Annotated in this window: 17 protein-coding genes; 12 read left to right on the top strand and 5 right to left on the bottom strand. The window is 65.4% G+C overall.

Annotation, left to right across the window (positions count from 1 at the left end; genetic code table 11):
• Nucleotides 1-23: 23 nt before the first annotated feature.
• From folD to AC07PZ_RS19645, 3 genes are all read right to left on the bottom strand, one after another.
• Nucleotides 24-875: a bifunctional methylenetetrahydrofolate dehydrogenase/methenyltetrahydrofolate cyclohydrolase FolD gene (gene folD / locus AC07PZ_RS19655; protein ID WP_495296817.1), complete on the bottom strand. Its 852-nt coding sequence runs from the start codon at nucleotides 873-875 to the stop codon at nucleotides 24-26.
• Nucleotides 876-953: 78 nt separating this feature from the next.
• Complete coding sequence (locus tag AC07PZ_RS19650; RefSeq protein ID WP_495296816.1) at nucleotides 954-1,589, bottom strand: response regulator transcription factor; 636 nt, start codon at nucleotides 1,587-1,589, stop codon at nucleotides 954-956.
• Nucleotides 1,586-4,129 (bottom strand): PAS domain-containing sensor histidine kinase, encoded by a 2,544-nt coding sequence (locus AC07PZ_RS19645; protein ID WP_495296815.1) that lies wholly within the window; start codon nucleotides 4,127-4,129, stop codon nucleotides 1,586-1,588. Before AC07PZ_RS19645 ends, AC07PZ_RS19650 begins: the two co-directional genes overlap by 4 nt.
• A 188-nt stretch (nucleotides 4,130-4,317) precedes the next feature.
• On the opposite strand from AC07PZ_RS19645, the gene aceE reads away from it, so the two are divergent.
• Genes aceE through lpdA (AC07PZ_RS19630) form a run of 3 tightly spaced genes read left to right on the top strand, consistent with a single transcriptional unit; the run spans nucleotide 4,318 to nucleotide 10,603 of the window.
• Nucleotides 4,318-7,032: a pyruvate dehydrogenase (acetyl-transferring), homodimeric type gene (aceE, locus tag AC07PZ_RS19640; RefSeq protein ID WP_495296814.1), complete on the top strand. Its 2,715-nt coding sequence runs from the start codon at nucleotides 4,318-4,320 to the stop codon at nucleotides 7,030-7,032.
• Between the two features lie 30 nt (nucleotides 7,033-7,062).
• The gene (aceF, locus tag AC07PZ_RS19635; protein WP_495296813.1) at nucleotides 7,063-8,739 is read left to right on the top strand and encodes a dihydrolipoyllysine-residue acetyltransferase; all 1,677 of its coding nucleotides are present in this window, start codon (nucleotides 7,063-7,065) and stop codon (nucleotides 8,737-8,739) included.
• 13 nt (nucleotides 8,740-8,752) lie between these two features.
• Entirely contained in the window at nucleotides 8,753-10,603 is a 1,851-nt protein-coding gene (gene lpdA / locus AC07PZ_RS19630; protein ID WP_495296812.1) for a dihydrolipoyl dehydrogenase, read from the top strand.
• A gap of 110 nt (nucleotides 10,604-10,713) precedes the next feature.
• Here lpdA (AC07PZ_RS19630) and AC07PZ_RS19625 read toward each other — a convergent pair whose 3' ends face one another.
• On the bottom strand, nucleotides 10,714-11,295 hold the full coding sequence (locus tag AC07PZ_RS19625; protein ID WP_495297084.1) for a C40 family peptidase: 582 nt from the start codon (nucleotides 11,293-11,295) through the stop codon (nucleotides 10,714-10,716).
• Between the two features lie 237 nt (nucleotides 11,296-11,532).
• Here AC07PZ_RS19625 and AC07PZ_RS19620 point away from each other — a divergent pair, with 237 nt between their 5' ends.
• From AC07PZ_RS19620 to AC07PZ_RS19585, 8 genes are all read left to right on the top strand, one after another.
• Entirely contained in the window at nucleotides 11,533-12,699 is a 1,167-nt protein-coding gene (locus tag AC07PZ_RS19620; protein ID WP_495297083.1) for a PQQ-dependent sugar dehydrogenase, read from the top strand.
• Between the two features lie 111 nt (nucleotides 12,700-12,810).
• The gene (locus AC07PZ_RS19615) at nucleotides 12,811-13,413 is read left to right on the top strand and encodes an isochorismatase family protein (RefSeq protein WP_495296811.1); all 603 of its coding nucleotides are present in this window, start codon (nucleotides 12,811-12,813) and stop codon (nucleotides 13,411-13,413) included.
• A 109-nt stretch (nucleotides 13,414-13,522) separates the two neighbouring features.
• Complete coding sequence (locus AC07PZ_RS19610) at nucleotides 13,523-15,460, top strand: propionate--CoA ligase (protein WP_495297082.1); 1,938 nt, start codon at nucleotides 13,523-13,525, stop codon at nucleotides 15,458-15,460.
• A gap of 167 nt (nucleotides 15,461-15,627) precedes the next feature.
• Nucleotides 15,628-18,498, top strand: coding sequence for a 2-oxoglutarate dehydrogenase E1 component (locus AC07PZ_RS19605; RefSeq protein WP_495296810.1), 2,871 nt, complete (start codon nucleotides 15,628-15,630; stop codon nucleotides 18,496-18,498).
• A gap of 54 nt (nucleotides 18,499-18,552) precedes the next feature.
• On the top strand, nucleotides 18,553-19,824 hold the full coding sequence (odhB, locus tag AC07PZ_RS19600; RefSeq protein ID WP_495296809.1) for a 2-oxoglutarate dehydrogenase complex dihydrolipoyllysine-residue succinyltransferase: 1,272 nt from the start codon (nucleotides 18,553-18,555) through the stop codon (nucleotides 19,822-19,824).
• A gap of 145 nt (nucleotides 19,825-19,969) precedes the next feature.
• A complete protein-coding gene (gene lpdA / locus AC07PZ_RS19595) occupies nucleotides 19,970-21,397 on the top strand; it encodes a dihydrolipoyl dehydrogenase (RefSeq protein ID WP_495296808.1) in 1,428 nt (475 codons plus the stop codon).
• A 55-nt stretch (nucleotides 21,398-21,452) separates the two neighbouring features.
• Nucleotides 21,453-22,553 (top strand): cell division protein ZapE, encoded by a 1,101-nt coding sequence (zapE, locus tag AC07PZ_RS19590; protein WP_495296807.1) that lies wholly within the window; start codon nucleotides 21,453-21,455, stop codon nucleotides 22,551-22,553.
• The gene (locus AC07PZ_RS19585) at nucleotides 22,550-23,197 is read left to right on the top strand and encodes a hypothetical protein (RefSeq protein ID WP_495296806.1); all 648 of its coding nucleotides are present in this window, start codon (nucleotides 22,550-22,552) and stop codon (nucleotides 23,195-23,197) included. The genes zapE and AC07PZ_RS19585 overlap by 4 nt, the downstream gene beginning before the upstream one ends.
• A 42-nt stretch (nucleotides 23,198-23,239) precedes the next feature.
• Here AC07PZ_RS19585 and AC07PZ_RS19580 read toward each other — a convergent pair whose 3' ends face one another.
• Nucleotides 23,240-24,019: a PP2C family protein-serine/threonine phosphatase gene (locus AC07PZ_RS19580; RefSeq protein WP_495296805.1), complete on the bottom strand. Its 780-nt coding sequence runs from the start codon at nucleotides 24,017-24,019 to the stop codon at nucleotides 23,240-23,242.
• Between the two features lie 193 nt (nucleotides 24,020-24,212).
• Between AC07PZ_RS19580 and yoaA the strand changes: the two genes are divergently transcribed.
• Nucleotides 24,213-26,258, top strand: a complete 2,046-nt coding sequence (gene yoaA / locus AC07PZ_RS19575; RefSeq protein ID WP_495297081.1) for a DNA repair helicase YoaA — start codon at nucleotides 24,213-24,215, stop codon at nucleotides 26,256-26,258.
• The last annotated feature ends 115 nt before the right edge of the window (nucleotides 26,259-26,373 follow it).

Raw genomic sequence — 26,373 nt, 5'->3', positions numbered from 1 at the left:
GCGGCGCGCGCCTCAAGTTCAAGTCAGCTGGCGGAACGTTCCGCAGCTTCCAGCGTATTCACGAGCAGCATGGTGATCGTCATCGGGCCGACGCCGCCCGGCACTGGCGTGATCCAGCCCGCCACTTCGCGGACGCCCGCGAAGTCGACGTCGCCGCAGAGCTTGCCTTCGTCGTTGCGATTGATGCCGACGTCGATGACCAGGGCGCCCGGCTTCACCATGTCGGCGGTCAGCACGTTCCGGCGGCCGACCGCGGCCACGACGACGTCGGCTTGCCGCGTGTGGTGACCGATGTCGGTGGTGCCGCTGTGGCAGACAGTGACCGTCGCGTTGGCCTGCAGCAGCAGCAGCGCCATCGGCTTGCCGACCGTGTTGCTGCGGCCGATCACGACGGCATGCTTGCCGCGCAGGTCGAAGCCTGTGCTCTCGATGAGCTTCATGCAGCCGTAAGGCGTGCAGGGTCGGAAACCCGGCAGTTGCGTCATCAGCTCGCCTGCGCTCAGCGTCGAATAGCCATCCACGTCCTTGCTCGTGGCGATGGCCTCGATGATCCTGTGCGGATCGATGTGCTTCGGCAGCGGCATCTGCACCAGGATGCCGTGGATCGTCGGATCGTTGTTGAGCGCGTCGATGCGTGCGAGCAGCTCAGCTTCGCTGAACTCGGCCGGGTACTTTTCCATCACCGAATGCAGGCCGTTGTCCTCGCAGGCCTTCACCTTGTTGCGAACGTAGACCTGGCTGGCCGGGTCCTCGCCCACCAGCACGACCGCCAAGCCGGGCGTCACACCGCGGGTCTTGAGGGCTGCGGCGCGTTGGGCCACATCGGCGCGCAGTGTGCGGGAGAGGGCGTTGCCGTCGATCAATTGAGCTGTCATCGGGAAAGCATTTTCCAAGTAAAAACGCCCGCTTGCGCAGGCGTGGGGGCCACTGTGCCTATCGAGGCGATAGCCGGTTCAGGGTGCCTTCGCGGGCGGTTGTGCCTGGCCAAGCGCGATCTTCAGCAGGTCGGCGACCGTGTTGGCGTTGAGTTTTTCCATGATGTTGGCGCGGTGCGCCTCCACCGTCTTGATGCTGATGCCGAGGTCGTCGGCAATCTGCTTGTTCAGGCGACCGGCGACGATGCGCTCGAGCACCTGTGCCTCGCGGCCCGTGAGCTTGGACAGCAAGGCATCGCGGCTGGCCGACTGCTGGTGCTGGGCAAATGCGCCGCGTGCGTGTTCGAGCATGCGTTCGACGAGGGCCACGAGTTCGTCTTCGTTGAAGGGCTTCTGGATGAAGTCCATCGCGCCCTTCTTCATGCTGTCGACCGCCATCGGCACGTCGCCGTGGCCGGTGATCACCACGATCGGCAGCGGCGAGCGGCGTTCGATCAGGCGGTCCTGCAATTCGAGGCCGGTCATGCCGCCCATGCGGATGTCGACGATCAGGCAGGCCACCTCGCGGGAGTCGTAACGCGACAAGAAGGATTCGGCTGAATCGAAGCATCGGACCCTGTAGTCCTTGCCCTCCAGCAGCCACTGGAGTGAGTCTCGAACGGCCTCGTCATCATCGACGACATAGACCGTGCCCTTCTTCGGAATCAAGCTCATGCGGGTACCTTTGCCTCGTCGTTTGCTACGGAACTGATAGCGTCCATCACCGGGATCCAGAAGGAAAAACGGCATCCGACCACGTCGGGTCCATTGTAGATGTTCTCTGCCTGCATTCGGCCGCGGTGCGACTCGACGATCGTGCGGCAGAGGTTCAAGCCGATCCCCATGCCTTCCGGCTTGGTGGAGAAGAAAGCCTCATAGAGCCGGTCCATGACTTCCGGCGCCAGGCCGGCGCCCGTGTCCTGCACCGAAAACTCGACCGCCTTGTGCCCTTCGATGACCTTCGGCAGCACGCGCAACTCGACGCTGCGCCGGGCCAGCGGGCGCTCGGCCAGATCGATCGATTCGGCCGCGTTCTTGAGCAGGTTGACCAGCACCTGCTCGATCAGGATCGGGTCCACCAGCACGATCGGCAGCCGCGCCGCGACGTAGTGGTTGAGCCTGACGTTGCGCCGCCGCAATTCGATGCCGGCAAGCTCGACCGCCTCGCTGACCATCAGTGCCACGTCCGATGGCGTGCGGTTCGGCTCGCTGCGCTTCACGAACGAGCGGATGCGCTGGATGATCTGGCCGGCGCGCTGCGCCTGCCGCGACGTCTTTTCAAGCGCCGCGATGAGCGTGTCCGAGTCGATCTGCTGGTTCTTGATGCGCGACATCATCCCGTTGCAGTAATTGCTGATCGCGGTCAGCGGCTGGTTGAGCTCGTGCGCCACGCTCGACGCCATCTCGCCCATCGTGATCAGCCGGCTGGCCGACTGCGCGCGGTCGGCCTGCGCCGCGGCCTGTTCCTCCGCGTCGCGGCGTGGCGTGATGTCCGTCGCGATCACCAGCTGGGCGAGCCGGCCGTCGACCCAGGTCAGATAGCGGGAACGCACTTCGAGCCATTTGCCCAGTTCGGGCACGAAGATCTCGTTGTTGGCCGGCTGCGCCGTCGTCAGCGTGTCGATCGGCAGGCCGGCGAAGGGGTCGACGTCGTCCAGCGCCTCATCCTGCGCGGCGGAGGCCGGAACGCCGGCCTGCGCCACCATGCCGAGATGACCGACGGTGTTGGAGCCGAACCAGAGCCGGTACAGCTTGTTGGCGAACAGCAGTTCCTCGCTGCCGATCGGTGCGACCGATACGGCGGCGTCGAGCGCTTCCAGCACGGTCGTGAACCGCTCGTACGACGCCGACAGCTGTTCGCGGATGCGCGTCGGCTCGGTGATGTCGGTCATCGACGTCATCCAGCCGGTCTGGTGGCCTCGCGCGTCGATCAGCGGCGACACATAGAGCCGTGCATTGAAGACGCTGCCGTTCTTGCGCTTCACGCGGACCTGGAAGCCGCCGGGCAGGGCGCGGCCGTGGATTTCCTCCTCGAGCCGCTCGTTCATCACCTCGCGGTCGGTTTCGAGCCAGTAGGGGAACGGCGGCTTCTGCCCGACCAGCTCGGCTTCGCTCCAGCCGGTCATGGCGCAGAAGGCCGCGTTCACATAGGTGATGCGACCCTCGAGGTCGAGCACGCGCATGCCGGTGAGCATGGAGTTTTCCATGGCACGCCGGAAATTCGTCTCGACGATCAGCGCCTGCTGCGCCTGGAGCCGCTTGCGCGTGTGGCGCCATGTACCGATCAGCATCCAGCTGGTGAGCACGCTCAGCGCGCCGACCAGCCAGAAGAGCCCGTTGCCGACCACGCCCTGCGACGTGCGGTACGCCTGTGCCCGCAGCACCAGCGCGTTGCCAACCGGTGACACCGGCACCTCATATTCATTGGAGCTTTCGATCCAGGGCAGCAGCCGCGTCACCGTTTCCCTGGGGTTCGCCACGGTGTTGCCCGCGATGACGCCGCCCTTGGCGTCGAGCATTGCCAGGGCGTAGCGCGCCGAGACTTCGGCTGGCATGCCATAGCGCAGCAAGCCATCGACCGAGAATTCGCCCATCAGCACGCCCGCGAACAGACCCTGGTCGAACAGCGGGATATGGAGCTGCAGCATCGGCGGGGGATCGCTGCCGGCCATCGGTTGGGAATACACCGGCTGGCGCAGTTCACGCGCGAGCGCGTAGTTGCTTTCGGTGTCCCCGGGGCGCAAGACGTCGCCGATGGTGTGCTGAAGTGCAGGATGCACGCTCGGCCCTGCATAGCCGGCCTTGAACCGGCGCCGATCGTCGACCCAGCTCACGGCTTGCAGTTCCGGGAATTGGCTGACCAGCGATTCGGCCCGGCTGGTGAATTCGGCGGCGTCGATTTCGCCATTGGACGCATCGCGCGCGATGCGCATCAATTGTTCCTGGCGCTCCAGCAGCCGCAGTCTGACGCGCTGCTGCGCATATTCGACATCACGCTTGACGGACTCCTGCTCGCGCTCGACTTCCTCAACCCGCAAATACCAGAACGCCGAGGCGATGGCTGCCAGGAACAACAGCACTGCGGCCAGCGGCGCCAGCATCGCGACGGCATCCTGCAGCATGGGCGTCTGACGGCGCCACCAGCGGCGCCACCAGGAGAGTGGCGACGCTTTCACAGCGCTGCGCGCCACCGCGATCGGGGAGAAGAGGGGCATTCGGCGAGTTTAGGGGACGGCCCCTGTGCGGCGCGGGTTTGGCGTTGATTCAGCTCGTTCTCATCCTCGATTTTTCATAATAAGAAATCAATGTGCACCATTTGGAATCGACTGATTTCTGTGAGAAACTCCCGCGCGCTGCGGAATACCGCACTAAATTACCGCCACAACCTCATCAGGAGACACGCATGTCGGCAATCCCCGAGAACTCATTCGGCTCGGCCGCGAACGACGCGGATGCACAGGAAACCCGTGAATGGATGGACGCGCTGTCTGCCGTCATCCAGAGCGAAGGCCCCGATCGGGCGCATTTCCTGTTGGAACAACTGCTCGAGCACGCGCGCCAGAACAGCGTCGACATGCCGTTCTCGGCCAACACCGGCTACGTGAACACTCTCGAGCCCGAAGTGGAAGCGCGCAGCCCCGGCAACCTGGAGATCGAACAGCGCCTGCGGGCCTATATGCGCTGGAACGCGATGGCGATGGTGGTCAAGGCCAACCGCCACCATCCACCGGAAGGCGGCGACCTCGGCGGCCATATCGGTTCCTTCGCCTCGCTGGCCAGCATGTTCGGTGCCGGCTTCAATCATTTCTGGCATGCCGAGAGCGAGAACCACGGCGGCGACCTGCTGTACATCCAGGGCCACGTATCGCCAGGTATCTATGCCCGCGCCTACCTCGAAGGCCGTCTGAGCGAAGAGCAACTGCTCAACTTCCGCCAGGAAGTCGACGGCAAGGGCCTGTCGAGCTATCCGCACCCGAAGCTCATGCCCGAGTTCTGGCAGTTCCCCACGGTGTCAATGGGCCTCGGCCCGCTGATGGCGATCTACCAGGCGCGCTTTCTGAAGTACCTGCATGCCCGCGGCATCGCGAACACCGAGAACCGCAAGGTGTGGGTGTTCTGCGGCGACGGTGAAATGGACGAGGTCGAATCGCTCGGCGCGATCGGCCTGGCTGCGCGCGAGAAGCTCGACAACCTGATCTTCGTCATCAACTGCAACCTGCAGCGCCTCGACGGCCCGGTGCGCGGCAACGGCAAGATCATCCAGGAGCTCGAAGGCGAGTTCCGCGGTGCCGGCTGGAACGTTCTCAAGCTGATCTGGGGCAAGGGCTGGGACGCCCTGCTCGCCGCCGACAAGGACGGCGCGCTGCGCAAGATCATGATGGAGTGCAACGACGGCGACTACCAGTCCTTCAAGGCCAACGACGGCGCCTACGTCCGCAAGAACTTCTTCGGCCGCGATCCGCGCACGCTGAAGATGGTCGAGCACCTGACGGACGACGAGGTCTGGAACCTGCAGCGCGGCGGCCACGACTCGCAAAAGGTCTATGCGGCCTTCCATGCGGCGCAGAACCATGGCGGCCAGCCGACCGTGTTGCTCGTCAAGACCGTCAAGGGCTTCGGCATGGGCAAGATCGGCGAGGGCAAGAACACGGTCCACCAGACCAAGAAGCTCGGCGACGAGGACATCAAGGCCTTCCGCGACCGCTTCAACATCCCGATTCCGGACAGCCAGATCGCCGACCTGCCGTTCTACAAGCCGGCCGACGACACGCCGGAAATGAAGTACCTGCACGAGCGCCGCAAGGCCCTCGGCGGCTACCTGCCGCACCGCCGCGTGAAGTCGGACGAGAGCTTCACCGTGCCGACGCTGGAGACCTTCAAGGCCGTGCTCGAGCCGACCGCGGAAGGCCGCGAGATCTCGACCACGCAGGCTTACGTGCGCTTCCTCACGCAGCTGCTGCGCGACCAGGCGCTCGGCCCGCGCACTGTGCCGATCCTGGTCGACGAGGCGCGTACCTTCGGCATGGAAGGCCTGTTCCGCCAAATCGGCATCTACAACCCCGCGGGGCAGCAGTACACGCCGGTCGACAAGGACCAGGTCATGTACTACAAGGAAGACAAGTCCGGCCAGATCCTGCAGGAAGGCATCAACGAAGCCGGCGGCATGTCGAGCTGGATCGCGGCGGCTACGTCGTACAGCACGAACAACCGCATCATGGTGCCGTTCTACGTGTACTACTCGATGTTCGGCTTCCAGCGCATCGGCGACCTGGCCTGGGCGGCCGGCGACATGCAGGCCCGCGGGTTCCTGCTGGGCGGCACGTCGGGGCGCACCACGCTCAACGGCGAAGGCCTACAGCATGAAGACGGCCACAGCCACATCCTGGCCAACACCATCCCGAACTGCGTGAGCTACGACCCGACCTTCGCGCACGAAGTCGGCGTGATCCTGCATCACGGTCTGAAGCGCATGGTGGAGAAGCAGGACAACGTCTATTACTACCTGACGCTGCTCAACGAGAACTACCCGATGCCCGGCCTCCAGCCTGGCACCGAAGAGCAGATCATCAAGGGCATGTACCTGTGCAAGCAGGCGCCGGACCTGGGCGCGAAGGCGCCGAGCGTGCAACTGCTGGGCAGCGGCACGATCCTGCGCGAAAGCTTCGCGGCGCAGGAACTCCTCGAGAAGGAGTGGGGCGTCAGCGCTGGCGTCTGGAGCTGCCCGAGCTTCAACGAACTGACGCGCGACGGCCAGGACGCCGACCGCTGGAACCTGCTGCACCCGACCGACGCGCCCCGCGTGCCCTTCGTGGCGCAGCAGCTCGGCGCGAGCAGCGGTCCGGTGGTGGCGTCGACCGACTACATGAAGGCGTACGCCGAGCAGATCCGCCCGTTCATCCCGAAGGGCCGCACGTACAAGGTGCTGGGCACCGACGGTTTCGGCCGCAGCGACTTCCGCAGCAAGCTGCGCGAGCACTTCGAGATCAACCGCCACTACATCGTGCTGGCGGCCCTCAAGTCGCTGGCCGAGGACGGCGTGATTCCCGCGGCCAAGGTGGCCGAGGCGATCACCAGGTACGGCATCAATGCCGACAAGATCAACCCGCTTTACGCATAACCGACTGCGCCTGGCGCGGGAGACAAGAACATGGCAGCAGTGGACATCAAGGTGCCGGACATCGGCGATTTCGACGAAGTCGCGGTGATCGAGGTGCTGGTGAAGGTGGGCGACACGGTGAAGGCCGAGCAGTCGCTGATCACGGTCGAATCCGACAAGGCGTCGATGGAGATTCCGTCGAGCCAGGGTGGCGTGGTCAAGGAAATCAAGGTCGCCGTCGGCGACAAGGTGAAGCAGGGCTCGGTGGTGGTCACGCTCGAGGCAGAAGGCGCGCCAGCGACGGCTGCTCCCGCGCCCGCCGCGGCCCCTGCGGCAGCGGCCCCGACAGCCGCAGCGCCGGCACCGGCCGCAGCACCTGCTGCACCGGCACCGGCCGCGAGCACCGGCCCGGTCGAAGTGAAGGTGCCCGACATCGGCGACTTCAAGGACGTCTCGGTGATCGAGGTGCTGGTGAAGGCTGGCGACACCATCAAGGCCGAGCAGTCGCTGATCACGGTTGAATCGGACAAGGCGTCGATGGAGATCCCGTCCTCCGGAGCCGGTGTGCTCAAGGAGCTCAAGGTCAAGGTCGGCGACGTGATCAACATCGGCGACCTGATCGCTGTGCTCGAAGGCACGACGGCAGCCGCCCCCGCATCGGCGCCCGCCGCCGCGGCGGCTGCACCCGCGCCGGCGACCGCCAGCGCGCCTGCGGCGCCAGCTGCGACCCCAGCGCCTGCCGCATCGGCCGCTGCACCCGCTGCGCACGACACCACGACCCCGCCGAGCGGCAAGCTGCCGCACGCGTCGCCGTCGGTACGCAAGTTCGCGCGCGAACTCGGTGTGCCGCTCGACGAGGTCAAGGGCACGGGCCTCAAGGGCCGCATCACGCAGGACGACGTCCAGAGCTTCACCAAGGCCGTGATGAGTGGCCAGGCCAGCACCAAGGCCGCCGCCGCCAAGGCGCCGGCCGCAGGCAGTGGCGACGGCGCGGCGCTCGGCCTGATTCCGTGGCCGAAGGTCGATTTCGCCAAGTTCGGCGCGGTCGAACGCAAGGACCTGTCGCGCATCAAGAAGATCAGCGGCGCGAACCTGCATCGCAACTGGGTGATGATCCCGCACGTCACCAACAACGACGAAGCCGACATCACCGAGCTCGAAGCCTTCCGCGTATCCACCAACAAGGACAACGAGAAGTCGGGCATCAAGGTCACGATGCTGGCCTTCGTGATCAAGGCGGTCGTCTCGGCGCTGAAGAAATTCCCCGAGTTCAACACCAGCCTGGACGGCGACACGCTCGTCTACAAGCAGTACTACAACATCGGCTTCGCGGCGGACACGCCCAACGGGCTGGTGGTGCCGGTGCTCAAGGACGCCGACAAGAAGGGCATCCTGCAGATCAGCCAGGAGATGGGCGAACTCGCCAAGAAGGCGCGCGACGGCAAGCTCGGCTCGGCCGACATGCAGGGCGGCTGCTTCTCGATCAGCTCGCTCGGCGGCATCGGCGGTACGCACTTCACACCGATCATCAATGCACCGGAAGTGGCCATCCTCGGCCTCTCGAAGGGCCAGATGAAGCCGGTGTGGGACGGCAAACAGTTCGTGCCGCGTCTCACGCTGCCGTTGTCGCTGTCGTACGACCACCGCGTGATCGACGGCGCCCTGGCCGCACGCTTCAATGCCTATCTGGGCCAACTGCTGGCGGACTACCGCCGCATCGTGCTGTAAGGAGCGCAACAGCATGAGCGAACAACAGATCAAGGTGCCGGACATCGGCGATTTCGACGAAGTCGCGGTGATCGAGGTGCTGGTGAAGGTGGGCGACACGGTGAAGGCCGAGCAGTCGCTGATCACGGTCGAATCCGACAAGGCATCGATGGAGATTCCGTCGTCCGCTGGCGGCGTGGTCAAGTCGGTGGCCGTGAAGGTCGGCGACAAGGTCAAGCAGGGCTCGGTCGTGGTGACGCTGGACGCGGCGGAAGCTGCGGCACCTGCACCTGCACCTGCACCCGCGGCAGCCCCTGCGGCAGCCCCTGCGGCGCCGGCCCCAACGGCCGCGGCGGCGGCAACCCCGGCGCCTGCGCCCGTGGCCGCTCCCGCACCCACTGCCGCGTCGAGCTACGGTGGCGGCGTCGACATGGAATGCGACCTGCTCGTTCTGGGCGCCGGCCCCGGCGGCTACTCGGCGGCTTTCCGCGCGGCCGACCTCGGCCTGAAGGTCATCCTGGTGGAGCGTTACGCCACGCTCGGCGGCGTCTGCCTGAACGTGGGTTGCATCCCGTCGAAGGCGCTGCTGCACGTGGCTGCCGTGATGGACGAGGTCAAGCACTTCGCCGACATGGGCGTCACCTTCGGCGAGCCGACGGTCGACCGCAGCAAGCTGCTCGCGCGCAAGAACAAGGTGGTGAGCAAGCTCACCGGCGGGCTGACCGCGATGGCCAAGATGCGCAAGGTCACGACCGTGCGCGGACTCGGCGAGTTCGTCGATGCGTTCCACGTCAAGGTCCAGGAAACCGGTGGCACCGGGCAGGAGCCGACCGGCAAGGCGCAGGTCATCAAGTTCCGCAATTGCGTGATCGCCGCCGGCTCGCAGGCCGTGCACCTGCCGTTCATGCCGAAGGGCGATCCGCGCGTGGTCGACTCGACCGGCGCGCTGGAACTCGGCATCGACCCGAAGCGCATGCTGATCCTCGGCGGCGGCATCATCGGGCTCGAGATGGGTTCGGTGTACTCCAGCCTCGGCGCGCGTCTCGACGTGGTCGAGATGATGGACGGCCTGATGCAGGGCGCCGACCGCGACCTGGTGAAGGTCTGGCAGAAGATGAACGCGCCGCGCTTCGACAACATCATGCTGAAGACCAAGACCGTCGGCGCCGAGGCGACGAAGGACGGCATCCGCGTGAGCTTCGAAGGCGAGGGCGCACCGAAGGAGCCTCAGCTGTACGACCTGGTGCTGCAGGCCGTGGGCCGCACGCCCAACGGCAAGAAGATCGCGGCCGACAAGGCCGGCGTGACGGTGACCGACCGTGGCTTCATCCCGGTCGACATCCAGATGCGGACCAATGTGCCGCACATCTTTGCGGTCGGCGACATCGTCGGCCAGCCGATGCTGGAGCACAAGGCCGTGCACGAGGCGCACGTCGCTGCCGAAGTGATCGCAGGTGAGCAGAAGGGCGACAAGGAGCTCGCGAGCGCTGCCTTCAACGCACGTGTGATCCCGAGCGTGGCCTACACCGATCCGGAAGTGGCCTGGGTCGGCCTGACCGACGACCAGGCCAAGGCGCAGGGCGTGAAGATCACCAAGGGCATGTTCCCCTGGAACGCGTCGGGCCGCGCCATCGCCAACGGCCGCGACGAAGGCTTCACCAAGCTGCTGTTCGACGCCGAGACCCATCGCATCGTGGGTGGCGGCATCGTCGGCACGCACGCGGGCGACATGATCGGCGAGATCGCGCTGGCCATCGAGATGGGCGCGGACGCCATCGACATCGGCAAGACGATCCATCCGCATCCGACGCTGGGCGAGAGCATCGGCCTGGCGGCCGAGGCTGCGCATGGCAGCTGCACCGACCTGCCGCCAGTGAAGCGCTGATCGATCAGCGCAACGTCTCCGCAAGCAAAAAAGTCCCGCTTCTGCGGGACTTTTTCATGGTGCCGTTTCCTGGGGTGGAAGCAGCGGGTGTTGGGTTGGAACGCGTGTCTTCAGTTGCCTGAGGTCGCCCGGATCTGCGCCTGCACCTGTTGCGCTTCGGCCTCTGCACCGGGCACGCGGCGGGCGCCGTCGAAGCGGCGCAGCCAGTAGCTCTCGTTCATGCTTTCCACACGCACTTGCGCGCCGGAACGCGGGGAGTGGATGAACTTGCCCTCGCCGACGTAGATGCCGACATGGCTGAAGGCGCGGCGCATCGTGTTGAAGAACACCAGGTCGCCCGGCTTGAGTTCGCTGCGGTCGATCTTTTCGGTGGCGGCGGCCTGCTCTTCGGCGCGGCGTGGCAGCAAGTGTCCGAGCGTCTGGTTGTAGATCGCGCGGACGAACCCGCTGCAATCGAAACCGGTTTCGGCGCTGTTGCCACCGCGGCGGTAAGGCACGCCGAGAAAGCCGAGTGCGTTGACCACCAGATCCGAGGTGCGATCCACCATGGTCTGACGGACTTGCTGGAGATGGCCGATCAGGCCCTTCTCGGCCAGTAGGCTCTCCATCTCATCGGAACGATCCTGCAAGGGTGCCGCGTGGACGGCGACTGTCAGCAGAAACATGCAGGCGGGTAAGACGAGTAGTCGCATCAGTCGTAGGATAAGGATGACATAAGGAAGTGTCAATTTCGCGCTGTTTCGCTATTATGGGCGTAAGTGCTTGTCGGAGTTGGGATTTACACGATATTTGATATTTGAAAATGTAACGGTTGCCAAAATGGTGCATCCGCTTTCGCGCTTCAGGGCTTTTGTGGCGTGCTCAGCCGGCGCATTCCACACTTGGTTTCTCAATGCACTTTGTGTGCCGCTTGTGGCGGCCTCGATCCCATGAACCTTGTGAGCCCGTTGCCCCGGTTTGTTGCCACGCCCGCCGTTCCAGGTCGGAGGGTTCTCCGAAGAGTCGCCGCCTCGGTCGTCGCCGTCTTGCTGTCATCGACCGCCGCGGCCGAAGGCGTGCAGGTGCAGACGGTTGCGGCGGGTCTTGAAAATCCCTGGGGCGTGACGTTCCTGCCTGGCGGGCGATTCCTGGTGACGGAGCGCCCGGGGCGCCTTCGGGCGGTCGAGGCCGACGGCCGTCTGGGCCCGCCGATCGGTGGCTTGCCGGCCATCGCGGCCGGTGGCCAGGGCGGGCTGCTCGATGTGCTGGCGGACACCAACTTCGCCAGTAACCGCACCGTGTATTTCTGCTTTTCCGAACCTGCCGCGAGCGGCTCGTCCAACAGCACGGCCCTGGCACGCGCCCGGCTGTCGACCGATGGCCGTCGTCTGGAAGAGATGAAGGTCGTCTTTTCCCAGAAGCCGAAAGTTGCGAGCAGCGCGCATTTCGGCTGCCGGATCGTCGAGGCAAAGGACGGGACGCTGTTCCTCACGCTCGGCGATCGCTTCAGCCGCAAGGAAGATGCGCAGAAGCTGGACAACCATCTCGGCAAGGTCGTGCGGATCGGCAAGGACGGCACGATCCCGCGCGACAACCCGTTCGTCGGACGGGCCGGCGCCTTGCCCGAAATCTGGAGCTACGGCCACCGCAACGGCCAGGGCGCCACGCTCGGCCCGGACGGCCGGCTCTGGATGCACGAACACGGCCCGCAAGGCGGGGACGAAATCAACCTGTCGCAGGCCGGACGGAACTACGGCTGGCCGGTGATCACCTACGGCGAGAACTACGGTGGCGGCCCGATCGGCGAAGGCATCACCGCGCGCGACGGGATGGAGCAGCCGCTGCACTACTGGGTGCCGTCGATCGCACCGTCGGGAATAGCCTTCCTGACCAGCGACCGCTACGGTCCGGCGTGGAGGGGAAATCTGTTCGTCGGTTCGCTGAAGTTCGGCTACCTCGACCGCATCGTGCTGCGCGACGGCAAGGTCGCCGAGGAGCACAAGCTGCTCGAAGACCGGCGCGCCCGCATCCGCGACGTCAAGCAGGGCCCTGATGGCCTGCTGTACGTCCTGACCGACGAGTCGGACGGCAAGTTGCTGCGGCTGCAGCCGCAGTGAAGGGATTGCCGTGCGAGGCATGTCATTGCGGCCGGACCGGCGCGGCGATACGGTCTAATCCCGGCCTGTTCAGGCGGAATGCCGCCTCGCCCCGTTTTTCGAAGGATTTCCATGCTGCTCGACGCCTCCCAATCGCAACTCGTCCTGGTCGACTACCAGGCCCGCCTGATCCCGGCCATCTTCGAGGCCGATGCGGCGGTGGCCAACGCGGTCCGGCTCGCCAAGATGGCGAAGATGCTCGACGTGCCGGCCTGGGGCACCGAGCAGAACCCGTCCAAGCTGGGTGAGAACCCGTCAGACATCCGGAGCCTGTGCCAGCGAACGCTCGCCAAGATGCAATTCAGCGGCGTCGAAGAAGGCCTCGGCGAGTGGTTGCGTCCGCCGGCCAAGGCACCCCAGGGCAACGCCCGCAGCCTGCCGAAGCATCTGCAGAAGCCGGTGGCTGCGTCAGAGGAGCGCAATGCCATCGTCATCGCCGGCTTCGAGGCGCACGTCTGCCTGCTGCAGACGGCGCTCGATCTGCTGGAGGACGAATTCGAGGTCTGGGTCGTGACCGACGCCTGCAGTTCGCGCACGGAGCGCAACCGCGACGCGGCCTTCGACCGCCTGGCGGGGGCGGGCGCCGAGCTGGTGACCACCGAGATGGTCGGCTTCGAATGGCTGGGCAGCGCCGAGCATCCGGCGTTCAAGGAATTCCAGGCGCTGATCCGCTGAGGCGTCACGGCGGGTCGATCGGATCGGGCGCGTCGCCCGCGGCATGCGGGTTGTCGCGGGTTGCGTCAGTTGCCTGCAAAGTCGAAGCTTGAGACTCGGGGGCCCGGCAATGGCCGGCGTCAACCGGAGAACAAGAGACATGCCCAGCTACGAAGATTTCTACCGCCATTCTCTCGACGCGCCCGAGGCCTTCTGGGCCGAGCAGTCGAAGCTGATCGATTGGCAGACGCCACCCGAGCAGGTGCTGGACGCGAGCCGGCCGCCATTCGCCCGCTGGTTCGTCGGCGGGCGGACCAACCTCTGCCACAACGCGATCGACCGTCACCTGGGTGCGCGCGGCAATCAGCCTGCGTTGCACTTCGTTTCCACTGAAACAGGTGTCGAGCGCAGCTGGAGCTTCGCGCAGCTGCATGCGGAGGTGCAGGCCACGGCGGCCAGCCTGATGGCCTTGGGCGTCGGCCGCGGCGACCGGGTGCTGATCTACATGCCGATGATCCCGCAGGCCGTCTTCGCGATGCTTGCCTGTGCGCGCATCGGCGCGATCCACTGTGTGGTGTTCGGCGGCTTCGCGAGCGGTTCGCTGGCCACCCGGATCGAGGATGCCGAGCCCAGGGTCGTCGTCAGCGCCGATGGCGGTTCGCGCGGCGGCAAGGTGATCGCGTACAAGCCGTTGCTCGACGAGGCGATCCGCCTGTCCAGCCACAAGCCCGAGGCCGTGCTGCTGGCCGATCGCGGCCTCGCACCGATGGAGATCGTGCCCGGCCGCGACCACCGCATGGACGTTCTGGCCGAGCAGCATGCAGGTACGCAGGTGCCGTGCGCCTGGCTCGAATCGACCGAAATCAGCTACACCATCTACACCAGCGGCACCACCGGCAAGCCGAAGGGCGTCCAGCGCGACACCGGTGGCTACGCGGTGGCATTGGCCGCGAGCATTCCGCACATCTTCGACGGCAAGCCCGGCGAGACCTACTTCTGCACCAGCGACATCGGCTGGGTGGTCGGACACAGCTACATCGTCTATGGGCCGCTGATCGGCGGCATGGCGACCATTCTTTATGAGGGCCTGCCCACGCAGGGGCTCGACCGCCAGCCGGACGGCGGCATCTGGTGGCGGCTGGTCGAGAAGTACAAGGTCAGCGTGATGTTCAGCGCGCCGACTGCCGTGCGCGTGCTCAAGAAGCAGGATCCGGCGCTGCTGAAGAAGTACGACCTCTCCAGCCTGCGTGCGCTCTTCCTGGCCGGCGAGCCGCTGGACGAACCGACGGCGCGCTGGATCAGCGACGGACTGGGCGTGCCGATCATCGACAACTACTGGCAGACCGAATCCGGCTGGCCCATCATCACGATCGCCAATGGCGTCGAAAAAAAGCCGAGCAAGTTCGGCAGCCCTGGCGTGCCGATGTATGGCTGGCGGGTCAAGATCGTGGACGAGTCGACCGGCGAGGAACTTCGCGAACCGAACCGGAAAGGCGTGGTCGTGATCGACGGGCCGACGCCGCCAGGCTTCATGCAGACCATCTGGAAGGACGACGCACGTTTCGTCAACACCTACTGGAAAAGCGTGCCGGGCACGACGGTCTATTCGACCTTCGACTGGGGCATTCGCGACGCGGACGGCTACTTCTACATCCTGGGACGGACTGACGACGTGATCAACGTCGCCGGCCATCGGCTGGGTACGCGCGAGATCGAGGAAAGCATCTCCGGCCATCCGGCCGTTGCCGAGGTGGCGGTGGTGGGCGTCGCCGATGCGCTCAAGGGGCAGGTGGCGGTCGCGTTCGCGGTGGCGAAGGACGCCGGCGCGGTGGCCGACGAGGCCGCGGCGCTGCATCTGGAGGGCGAGATCATGCAGCGAGTGGCCAGCCAGCTCGGCGCGCTGGCGCGGCCGGCGCGGGTGCATTTCGTGACCGCGCTGCCCAAGACGCGCAGCGGCAAACTGTTGCGCCGGGCGATCCAGGCGGTCTGCGAACGGCGCGATCCGGGCGACCTGACCACGATGGACGACCCGCTCGTGCTGCAGAAGATTCAGCACATCGTTTCCTGAGGGCTTGCAAGCATGCGAAACGATGTCACATGGTTGACGTGGCACAATGCCAAGGTACTCAGGCCCTTCCCCAGCCACAGTCGCATCCGCCAATCGGTCCAGCCGTGTCGCGGAAGGTTTCTTAAACCAGCTAATGCTTCCTTCAGGGAAGCGAAGGTCAGCGGAATATGAGCGATTCCTCGTCCGTCTATCAAGCCTATCAAGGCAACACCTACCTCTTCGGCGGCAATGCGCCCTATGTCGAAGAGATGTACGAAAACTATCTTTCGAACCCTGGCAGCGTGCCGGACAACTGGCGCTCGTATTTCGACGCGCTGCAGCACGTGCCCGCTTCCGACGGCAGCAACGTCAAGGACGTTCCGCATCTGCCGGTCGTCAACGCGTTCGCCGAGCGTGCCAAGCAGGGCACCACCAAGGTGGTCGTCGCCAGCGGTGCCGACTCCGAACTCGGACGCAAGCGCACGGCCGTCCAGCAGCTGATCGCGGCGTACCGCAACGTCGGCCTGCGCTGGGCTGACCTGGATCCGCTCAAGCGCACCGAGCGTCCGGCGATCCCCGAACTCGAACCCTCTTCCTACGGCTTCACCGACGCCGACCTGGAAACGGTGTTCAACACCAGCAACACGTTCTTCGGCAAGGACACGATGTCCCTGCGCGACCTGCTGAACGCGCTGCGCGAAACGTACTGCGGCACCATCGGCGCCGAGTACATGTACACGACCGACCACAGCCATCAGCGCTGGTGGCAGCAGCGGCTCGAAAGCGCCCGCGCCAATCCGCAGCTGAACGCCGAACAGAAGAAGCGCGTTCTCGAGCGCCTCACTGCAGCCGAAGGCCTCGAGCGCTTCCTGCACACCAAGTACGTCGGCCAGAAGCGCTTCTCGCTCGAAGGCGGCGAAAGCTTCATCGTCTCGATGGACGAACTGATCAACGAAGCCGGCGCCAAGGGTGTGCAGGAAATCGTGATCGGCATGGCCCACCGTGGCCGCCTGAACGTGCTGGTCAACTCGCTGGGCAAGATGCCCAAGGACCTGTTCGCCGAGTTCGACCACACCGCGCCCGAAGAGCTGCCCAGCGGCGACGTGAAGTACCACCAGGGCTTCAGTTCCGACGTGACCACGCGCGGCGGCCCGGTTCACCTGAGCCTCGCGTTCAACCCGTCCCACCTCGAGATCGTGAACCCCGTGGTCGAAGGCTCGGTGCGTGCCCGCATGGACCGCCGCGGCGATCCGCTCGGCAAGCAGGTGCTGCCGATCATCGTGCACGGCGACGCGGCCTTCGCAGGCCAGGGCGTCGTGATGGAAACGCTGGCGCTGGCCGAAACGCGTGGCTATTCCACCGGTGGCACGGTGCACATCGTCATCAACAACCAGATCGGCTTCACCACCAGCGACCCGCGCGACAGCCGCTCGACGCTGTACTGTTCGGACATCGTCAAGATGATCGAGGCGCCGGTGCTGCACGTGAACGGCGACGATCCTGAAGCCGTGGTGCTCGCCACCCAGCTCGCCCTCGACTTTCGCATGGAATTCCAGAAGGACGTGGTCGTCGACATCATCTGTTTCCGCAAGCTGGGCCACAACGAGCAGGACACGCCCTCGCTCACCCAGCCGCTGATGTACAAGAAGATCGCCCAGCATCCCGGCACGCGCAAGCTGTACGCCGACAAGCTTGCGACGCAAGGCCTGGGTGCGACGCTTGGCGACGACATGGTCAAGGCGCAACGCGCGGCCTTCGACGCCGGCAAGAACACCTCCGATCCGGTCCTGACGAACTTCAAGAGCAAGTTCGCCGTCGACTGGAGCCCGTACCTCAACAAGAAGTGGACCGACGCAGCCGACACCGCGATCCCGACCGCCGAGTGGAAGCGCCTGGCCGAGAAGATCACGACCGTTCCGGCCGGCTTCACCGTGCATCCGCTGGTCAAGAAGGTGCTGGACGACCGCGCCGCAATGGGCCGCGGCGACGCCAACGTCGACTGGGGCATGGGCGAGCACATGGCTTTCGCTTCGCTGGTGGCCAGCGGCTATCCGATCCGCCTGTCGGGCGAGGACAGCGGCCGCGGCACGTTCACGCACCGCCACGCCGTGCTGCACGACCAGAACCGCGAGAAGTTCGACGAAGGCACCTACGTGCCGTTGCAGAACGTGGCCGACAACCAGGCTCCGTTCGTCGTCATCGACTCGATCCTGTCCGAAGAAGCCGTGCTGGCCTTCGAATACGGCTACGCCTCGAACGACCCGAACACCCTCGTGATCTGGGAAGCCCAGTTCGGTGACTTCGTGAACGGTGCGCAGGTCGTCATCGACCAGTTCATCGCCTCGGGCGAAGTGAAGTGGGGCCGCGTCAACGGCCTGACCATGATGCTGCCGCACGGCTACGAAGGCCAGGGTCCGGAGCACAGCTCGGCGCGCCTGGAGCGCTTCATGCAGCTGTCGGCCGACACGAACATGCAGGTGGTCCAGCCGACGACGGCCAGCCAGATCTTCCATCTGCTGCGTCGCCAGATGGTGCGTAACCTGCGCAAGCCGCTGATCATCCTCACGCCGAAGTCGCTGCTGCGCAACAAGGACGCGACCTCGCCGATCTCCGAGTTCACCAAGGGCGGTTTCCAGACCGTCATTCCGGACCCGAAGACGCCGAAGGCCGAGAAGGTCAAGCGTCTGATCGCCTGCTCGGGCAAGGTCTATTACGACCTGGCCAAGAAGCGCGACGAGAAGGCGGCGGAAGACGTGGCGATCATCCGCGTCGAGCAGCTCTATCCGTTCCCGCACAAGGCCTTCGCGGCCGAGATCAAGAAGTACCCGAACCTGGTCGACGTGGTCTGGTGCCAGGACGAGCCGCAGAACCAGGGCGCCTGGTTCTTCGTCCAGCACTACATCCACGAGAACATGCTCGACGGCCAGAAGCTCGGCTACTCGGGTCGCGCTGCCTCGGCATCGCCCGCGGTCGGTTACTCGCATCTGCATCAGGAACAGCAGAAGGCGCTGGTCGACGGCGCGTTCGCCAAGCTCAAGGGATTTGTCCTCACGAAGTGAGTCGGCTCCTTGTTTTGAAACACCCACAAAAATACGAATCGGAGCCCTCTCCAAATGTCTATCGTTGAAGTCAAAGTCCCGCAACTGTCGGAATCGGTGGCCGAAGCCACCATGCTCACCTGGAAGAAGAAGGCCGGCGACGCCGTGGCGGTCGACGAAATCCTGATCGAGATCGAGACCGACAAGGTCGTGCTCGAAGTGCCGGCCCCCTCGGCTGGCGTGCTGACCGAGATCGTCCAGGGCGACGGCGCGACCGTGGTGGCCGACCAGGTCATCGCGAAGATCGACACCGAAGCCAAGGCTGGCGCCGCAGCACCTGCCGCCGCCGCACCCGCTCCCGCAGCGGCGGCTGCCCCCGCGCCGGCTGCTGCTGCAGCCGCGACCGGTGGCGCCAAGTCGGACGTCGCCATGCCCGCTGCCGCCAAGCTGCTGGCCGACAACAACCTGTCGACCGCCGATGTGGCTGGCTCCGGCAAGGACGGCCGCGTGACCAAGGGCGACGTGCTCGGCGCCGTGGCTGCCGGCACGACCGCCAAGGCTCCGGCCCCCGCTGCTGCACCTGCACCCGCGGCCAAGCCCGCGCTGCAGCAGGTGGCCGCACCGGTGCGCGCCGCCGATCTGGGCGAACGCCCGGAACAGCGCGTGCCCATGAGCCGCCTGCGTGCCCGTATCGCCGAGCGTCTGCTGCAGTCGCAGTCGACCAACGCGATCCTGACGACCTTCAACGAAGTCAACATGGCCCCGGTCATGGACATGCGCAAGAAGTTCCAGGATGCCTTCACCAAGGAACACGGCGTCAAGATCGGCTTCATGAGCTTCTTCGTGAAGGCGGCCGTGCACGCGCTGAAGAAGTTCCCGGTGCTGAACGCATCGGTCGACGGCAACGACATCGTCTACCACGGCTACTTCGACATCGGTATCGCTGTCGGTTCGCCGCGCGGCCTGGTCGTTCCGATCCTGCGCAATGCCGACCAGATGAGCTTCGCCGAGATCGAGAAGAAGATCGCCGAGTTCGGCAAGAAGGCACAGGAAGGCAAGCTGGGCATCGAAGACATGACCGGCGGCACCTTCTCCATCTCGAATGGCGGCACCTTCGGCTCCATGCTGTCGACCCCGATCATCAACCCGCCGCAGTCGGCCATCCTGGGCGTGCATGCGACCAAGGACCGCGCGGTGGTCGAGAACGGCCAGATCGTGATCCGTCCGATGAACTACCTCGCGATGAGCTACGACCACCGCATCATCGACGGCCGCGAAGCCGTGCTGGGCCTGGTCGCGATGAAGGAAGCGCTGGAAGACCCGTCGCGCCTCCTGTTTGATATCTGACCACCCCCAGGCTTCGCGCACTGCGTGTTGCTTCGCCAACCCCCTTCGAGGGGGTAACACCTGCGGTCCGGCAGAGCCGGTTCCGCGGTGTTCCTGGTAAAGAGAAAGAGGAGCTTGCTCGAGCGGGCTCATTTGAAAGAGATTCATGTCTAAACAATTCGACGTCGTCGTGATCGGCGGCGGCCCCGGCGGCTACATCGCCGCGATCCGTGCGGCGCAACTCGGCTTCAATGTCGCGTGCGTCGACGAATGGAAGAACGCCAAGGGCGGCCCGGCACTGGGTGGCACCTGCACCAACGTCGGTTGCATCCCGTCGAAGGCGCTGCTGCAATCGTCCGAACATTACGAGCACGCCGGCAAGCACTTTGCCGATCACGGCATCACGGTGAAGGGCCTGGAGCTCGACGTCGCCAAGATGCTGGCCCGCAAGGACCAGGTCGTGAAGCAGAACAACGACGGCATCACCTACCTGTTCAAGAAGAACAAGATCACGTCGTTCCATGGCCGTGCCTCGTTCGCAAAGGCTGCCGACGGTGGCTACGAGATCAAGGTCGCCGGCGCTGCTGAAGAGTCGATCGTCGGCAAGCACATCATCGTGGCCACCGGCTCCAACGCCCGTGCGCTGCCGGGTGCACCGTTCGACGAGGAGAGCATCCTGTCGAACGACGGCGCGCTGCGCGTCGGCGCGGTGCCGAAGAAGCTGGCGCTGATTGGCTCCGGCGTGATCGGCCTCGAAATGGGCTCCGTGTGGCGCCGCCTGGGTGCCGAAGTCACGGTGCTCGAAGGTCTCCCCACCTTCCTCGGTGCGGTCGACGAGCAGATCGCCAAGGAAGCCAAGAAGGCTTTCGACAAGCAGGGCCTGAAGATCGAGCTGGGCGTCAAGGTCGGCGAGATCGCGAAGACGGCTTCGGGTGTGAGCGTGGCCTACACCAACGCCAAGGGCGAAGCGCAGAAGCTCGACGTCGACAAGCTGATCGTCTCGATCGGCCGCGTGCCGAACACGATCGGCCTGAACGTCGAGGCCGTCGGCCTGGCGCTGGACGAGCGCGGTGCGATCGTCGTGGACGGCGAATGCAAGACCAACCTGCCGAACGTCTGGGCGATCGGCGACGTGGTGCGTGGCCCGATGCTTGCGCACAAGGCCGAGGAAGAAGGCGTTGCCGTGGCCGAGCGCATTGCCGGCCAGCATGGCCACGTCAACTTCAACACGATTCCCTGGGTGATCTACACCTCGCCGGAAATTGCATGGGTCGGCCAGACTGAGCAGCAGCTCAAGGCCAGCGGCCGTGCCTACAAGGCCGGCACCTTCCCGTTCCTCGCGAACGGCCGGGCGCGTGCTCTGGGCGACACGACCGGCATGGTCAAGTTCCTGGCCGACGCCGCCACGGACGAGATCCTGGGCGTGCACATGGTCGGACCGCAGGTCAGCGAACTGATCTCCGAAGCCGTCGTGGCGATGGAGTTCAAGGCCAGCGCCGAAGACATCGCGCGCATCTGCCATGCGCACCCGTCGCTGTCGGAAGCGACCAAGGAAGCGGCGCTCGCGGTCGACAAGCGCACGCTGAACTTCTGAACGTGTCCATCCGCCGGCGCGCCCATGGTGCATCGGCGGTGGCCGTCTTCCCACTTTGACCAGCGTCAAACAAGCGTACGAAGCGGAACTCGCATCGCGCGGCTTCACGAGCGACCCCGCGCAATTGCGCGCGGTGGAAGCGCTGGAACGCTGCGCCAACGAGTGGGCCGCCTACAAGTCGCAGCGCTCCAACGCGCTGAAGAAACTGATCAACCGTCCGGACATCCCGCGCGGTGTCTACATGTATGGCGGTGTCGGGCGCGGCAAGAGCTTCCTGATGGACTGCTTCTTCAACGCGGTACCGATCACACGCAAGACGCGTCTGCATTTCCACGAATTCATGCGGGAGGTGCATCGCGAGCTGGTGGAGCTGCAAGGCATCGTCAATCCGTTGGACGAGCTCGGCAAGCGCATTTCCAAGCGCTACAAGCTGATCTGCTTCGACGAGTTCCACGTGGCGGACATCACCGACGCCATGATCCTGCATCGATTGCTCGCGGCGTTGTTCGACAACGGCGTGGGCTTCGTCACGACGTCCAACTTCAAGCCGGACGATCTGTACCCGGATGGCCTGCACCGCGACCGCATCCTGCCGGCCATCGCGTTGCTGAACGAACGCCTCGAGGTGCTGAGCGTCGACAACGGGACGGACTACCGTCGCCGGACGCTCGAGCAGTTGCGCCGTTACCTCACGCCCAACGGGCCGGAGGCCGACCGCGAGATGGGCGAGGCTTTCGATCATCTGGCCGAGACGGCGGACGAGGATCCGGTGTTGCGGATCGAGCAGCGGGAGATCCGTGCGCGTCGCAAGGCCGGTGGCGTCGTCTGGTTCGACTTCAAGACGCTGTGCGGCGGCCCTCGCTCGCAGAACGACTACCTCGAGATCGCGACTCAGTTCCATACCGTGCTGTTGTCCGACGTGCCGGCCATGTCGGTCTCGCGGGCATCCGAGGCGCGGCGCTTTACCTGGCTGGTCGACGTTTTTTACGATCGACGCGTGAAACTCATCATGTCTGCCGAGGTCCAACCCGAGTCTTTGTACACGGAAGGTCCGCTGGCGCACGAGTTTCCCCGCACCGTGTCTCGTCTGAACGAGATGCAGTCGGCGGAGTTTCTCGCGCTCGAACGGCGGGTCGTCGACACACGGCTCACATGAAGAAAATCGCTTTCGCTCTCCTGTCGATGATGATGGGCGCCTCGGCGCTGGCGCAGTCCGTCGCAGCGTCGGGGAGCACCAACTTCGACGCGGAGCGTGCACGGATCTCCGCGGAGCGGGCGGCACTGGAAAGCCGTTCGAAGACGGAGCAAGCCGCCTGCTACCAGAAGTTCGCGGTGGAGGACTGCCTGTCGGATATCCGGCAGCGCAACCGCAAGCTGACCGACGACCTGAAGCGGCAGGAGGCCGCAATCAACGACATCCAGCGCAAGCAGCGAGGCGCCGCGCAACTGGACCGTCTTGACGAAAAGAATGCGACGCCACGCCCGCAGGACCAGCCGGCGCAGCGCGAGCAGGCAATGAAGTCGCAACAAGATCGCGAGCAGCGCGCCGCCGACCATGCGAAGAGCCGCGAAGATGCCGCAGCCAAGGCCGAAGAAAACAAGCGCGCCTTCGAAAACAAGCAGCGTGCGCATGCCGACGTGCAGGCCAAGGCCGCTCAACGCGCTGCTGAAGCCGACCAGCAACGTGCGTTGCACGAGCGCAAGCTGCAGAAGGCCGCCGAGCATGTCGCCGACCGAGAGAAGCGCAACGCGGCGCGCACGAAGCCGCGATCGGCGCCGTTGCCCGCACCAGCGCCTTGAGCGCGGCTGACGGGTCGTCAGCGCACGCCGCGCTCCATCCCATCAGTCTTGTGGTGACAGCGGCTCGATCTTCAGCACTGCGAGCGACAGGTTGTCCCCCAGTCCGCGGGCGCGCTTGCGCGCTTCTTCCACGAGCAGCTCGACGGCCTTGCGCGGTGGAGCTTCTGCGATCAGGCCGCCCATTTCCTCGGGCTTGAAGTAGGGCCAGAGACCGTCGCTGCAGGCGAGCAACGCGTCACCCGGCAGCAGTTGTGCGATCGAGTGCGTATCTACGGGCGGCGATGCGTCCGTCATTCCGAGGCACCCCATCAGCACGTGGCTCTTGGGATGGCTTTCGGCTTCGGCCTCGGTGATGTCGCCGCGATCGATCAATGCCTGAACGTAAGAGTGGTCGCGCGTGCGCCGAATCATCCGGCCGTTCCGGAAGTGGTAGATGCGCGAATCGCCCGCGTGGATCCAGGCGCATTGGCCTTGCGGGTCCATGAGAAAGGCGGCGATCGTGCTGTGGGGCTCCTGTTCGCTCGAGACGGCGGTGAGCTTGATGACGGTGTGAGCCTCGTCGAGGATTCGCCGGAGGGCGTCGACGGGCTGGTCATGGCCCGGTCGGTAGCGCTCGAACAGCTGCCGCGCCGTCAGAAGCACCTGGTCGGAGGCCTTGCGCCCCCCGCTGCGTCCGCCCATGCCATCGGCGACCACGCCAAGCACGCAACCTGCGATGCGCGGGTGGCTGATCAGCATGACCTGGTCTTGCTGATACGGCCGATCGCCCTGATGCAGGCCGGTGGCAGCCGACAGCCGGAAGCCTCGGGAAGGGGCGTGCATCTGGGCGTTCATGGAGGGCGAAAGCAAGGACGTATTATCGAGTGGCGCTGGCCGCAGGCAGCACCGGATCTCGCCGTCTTCTTCCCTGCCTTCTCCTCGACTTCATGTTTCTGATCGTTCCCTCTCGCCCGTTTTCGCGACCGTCGGCTGGCGTTGCACGACCGATCGCGACAAGCAAGCGGGCGCGCCTGGCATGACGCTCGAGCAGCAGGTACGCGACGTCTTCGCGATGGGCGGCGTGCTCTCGCATGCTGCCAAGCAGTTCCGCGAGCGCGAAGGCCAGACCGACATGGCGGTTGCCGTCGCGCGCACGATCGACAACGGAGGCGCACTCGTCGTCGAGGCGGGGACGGGCGTGGGCAAGACCTTCTCGTACCTCGTGCCGGCGTTGCTGAGCGGCGAACGGGTGCTGATCTCCACCGCCACGAAGACGCTGCAGGACCAGCTCTTCGGTCGTGACTTGCCCCGGCTGGTCGACGCACTGCAATTGCCGGTCCGCACCGCGCTGCTCAAGGGGCGTGGCAGCTATCTGTGCCTGCATCGTCTCGGCCTGGCGCGCCAGGATCCGTCCTTGCCGGAACGCGGCAGCATCCGCACGCTGGCCAAGATCGAGCAATGGTCGCAGTCCACGCGGACTGGGGATCTCGCTGAATTGCCGGGCCTGGATGAACGCTCTCCGCTGATTCCGCTCGTGACGTCGACGCGCGAGAACTGTCTGGGCGCCCAGTGCCCGCAGTTCAAGCCATGCCACGTCAATGTCGCGCGGCGCGAGGCGCTCGCCGCCGATGTGGTGGTCATCAATCACCACCTGTTCTTCGCGGATCTTGCGGTCCGGGAGTCGGGAATGGCGGAGTTGCTGCCCAGCGTCAGCGTGGTGGTGTTCGACGAAGCGCATCAGCTCAACGAAACCGGCGTGCAATTCCTGGGTATCCAGTTCGGCACCGGGCAGGCGCTCGACTTCGCGCGCGATCTGCTGGCGGCCGGGCTGCAGCAGGCACGTGGATTGGTCGAATGGACGCAGTTGGCGTCGGCGGTCGAACGGGGTGCGCGTGAACTGCGCCTTGCGGTCGGCAAGCAATGGCCCGGCGCCAAGTTGCGTTGGCTTCAAGCCGGCGAACCAATGAGCGATGCCGATTCGTCGGACGTGGTGCGCACGGCGCCCGAAGGCGTTGCGCCGCAGATCTGGCTGGATGCGCTGGACGACCTGCAGCACGCCTTCGAATCGGCTGCCGCCGGTCTCGATACCGTCAGCGAGCTGTCGCCCGACTTCGTGCGCCTGCACGAGCGCGCCATGCAATTGGCAGAGCGGGCGGCCCGGTTTGCCCGGCCTTGCGTGCTCGGTTCGGTCCGTTGGGTCGATGTCGGCACGCAACTGCGGCTTGTCGAGTCGCCGCTGGACATCGCGCAGGCCGTACGCACCCGGATCCTCAAGGTCGATTCCAAGGACCCTGTGGAAACGGGGCGTGCGTGGATATTCACTTCTGCCACCCTCGGTGATGAACCCAGACTGCGTTGGTTCACCGAGCCATGCGGACTGGAAGATGCCGAGGTGCTCCGCGTTCGCAGTCCGTTCGACTACGCGGCGCAGGCGGCGCTGTATGTGCCACGCGTGTTTCCCAAGCCCGCCGATCCGGCGCACAGCACCGCCGTGGCCCGGATGGCCGCACGCGGCGCTGCGGAGCTGGGCGGCCGGACGCTGGTGCTGACCACCACGTTGCGCGCGTTGCGCGTGATCGGGGACGAGCTGCGAAAGGCGCTGGAAGCGTTGCGGCTCGAGCGGACGCCGGACGTGCTGGTCCAGGGCGAACTGCCCAAACGGGTCCTCATGGATCGGTTCAGGGAGGGCGCAAGCCTCGGGCGCGCGGGATGTGTACTGGTCGCCTCCGCATCGTTCTGGGAGGGATTCGACGCGCCGGGCGACGCATTGCAGTTCGTCGTGATCGACAAGCTGCCGTTTCCGCCGCCCAACGATCCGCTGGTCGAGGCGCGCTCCCAGCGACTGGAGTCGCAGGGGCGCAACGCCTTCGGCGAATATTCGCTGCCCGAGGCCGCGGTTGCGTTGAAGCAGGGCGCCGGGCGATTGATTCGGCGGGAAACCGACAGCGGCGTGCTCGCGATCTGCGACACACGCCTCGTGGCAATGGGCTACGGCAAGCGCCTCATCGCTGCGCTGCCGCCGATGCGACGGCTTGAAACAGACGCCGACTTCAATGCCGCGATCGGCATGCTGAAGGGCTGAGGCTCACAGGGACGTCGGCGAATCGTCCGAATGCCGGCTCACCAGACCTTCCACCAGGGGTCGTCCTTGGAGCGGAATCCGCGGGTGACGTACTCGCTCTTGGGGTAGTTGGCCG

It is taken from the genome of Variovorax sp. GW821-FHT10B04 (assembly GCF_059415645.1).
Note: the sequence above shows the minus strand (reverse complement) of the source record. Positions and strands in the feature narration are given on the sequence as shown.

Coding starts and splice junctions, on each gene's coding strand:
- lpdA (WP_495296808.1), top strand. CDS start 19,970: ATGTCTAAACAATTCGACGTCGTCGTGATCGGCGGCGGCCCCGGCGGC.
- AC07PZ_RS19615 (WP_495296811.1), top strand. CDS start 12,811: ATGCTGCTCGACGCCTCCCAATCGCAACTCGTCCTGGTCGACTACCAG.
- yoaA (WP_495297081.1), top strand. CDS start 24,213: ATGACGCTCGAGCAGCAGGTACGCGACGTCTTCGCGATGGGCGGCGTG.
- lpdA (WP_495296812.1), top strand. CDS start 8,753: ATGAGCGAACAACAGATCAAGGTGCCGGACATCGGCGATTTCGACGAA.
- folD (WP_495296817.1), bottom strand. CDS start 875: ATGACAGCTCAATTGATCGACGGCAACGCCCTCTCCCGCACACTGCGC.
- AC07PZ_RS19650 (WP_495296816.1), bottom strand. CDS start 1,589: ATGAGCTTGATTCCGAAGAAGGGCACGGTCTATGTCGTCGATGATGAC.
- AC07PZ_RS19620 (WP_495297083.1), top strand. CDS start 11,533: ATGAACCTTGTGAGCCCGTTGCCCCGGTTTGTTGCCACGCCCGCCGTT.
- AC07PZ_RS19610 (WP_495297082.1), top strand. CDS start 13,523: ATGGCCGGCGTCAACCGGAGAACAAGAGACATGCCCAGCTACGAAGAT.
- AC07PZ_RS19645 (WP_495296815.1), bottom strand. CDS start 4,129: ATGCCCCTCTTCTCCCCGATCGCGGTGGCGCGCAGCGCTGTGAAAGCG.
- AC07PZ_RS19585 (WP_495296806.1), top strand. CDS start 22,550: ATGAAGAAAATCGCTTTCGCTCTCCTGTCGATGATGATGGGCGCCTCG.
- AC07PZ_RS19625 (WP_495297084.1), bottom strand. CDS start 11,295: ATGCGACTACTCGTCTTACCCGCCTGCATGTTTCTGCTGACAGTCGCC.
- AC07PZ_RS19605 (WP_495296810.1), top strand. CDS start 15,628: ATGAGCGATTCCTCGTCCGTCTATCAAGCCTATCAAGGCAACACCTAC.
- AC07PZ_RS19580 (WP_495296805.1), bottom strand. CDS start 24,019: ATGCACGCCCCTTCCCGAGGCTTCCGGCTGTCGGCTGCCACCGGCCTG.
- odhB (WP_495296809.1), top strand. CDS start 18,553: ATGTCTATCGTTGAAGTCAAAGTCCCGCAACTGTCGGAATCGGTGGCC.
- aceE (WP_495296814.1), top strand. CDS start 4,318: ATGTCGGCAATCCCCGAGAACTCATTCGGCTCGGCCGCGAACGACGCG.
- aceF (WP_495296813.1), top strand. CDS start 7,063: ATGGCAGCAGTGGACATCAAGGTGCCGGACATCGGCGATTTCGACGAA.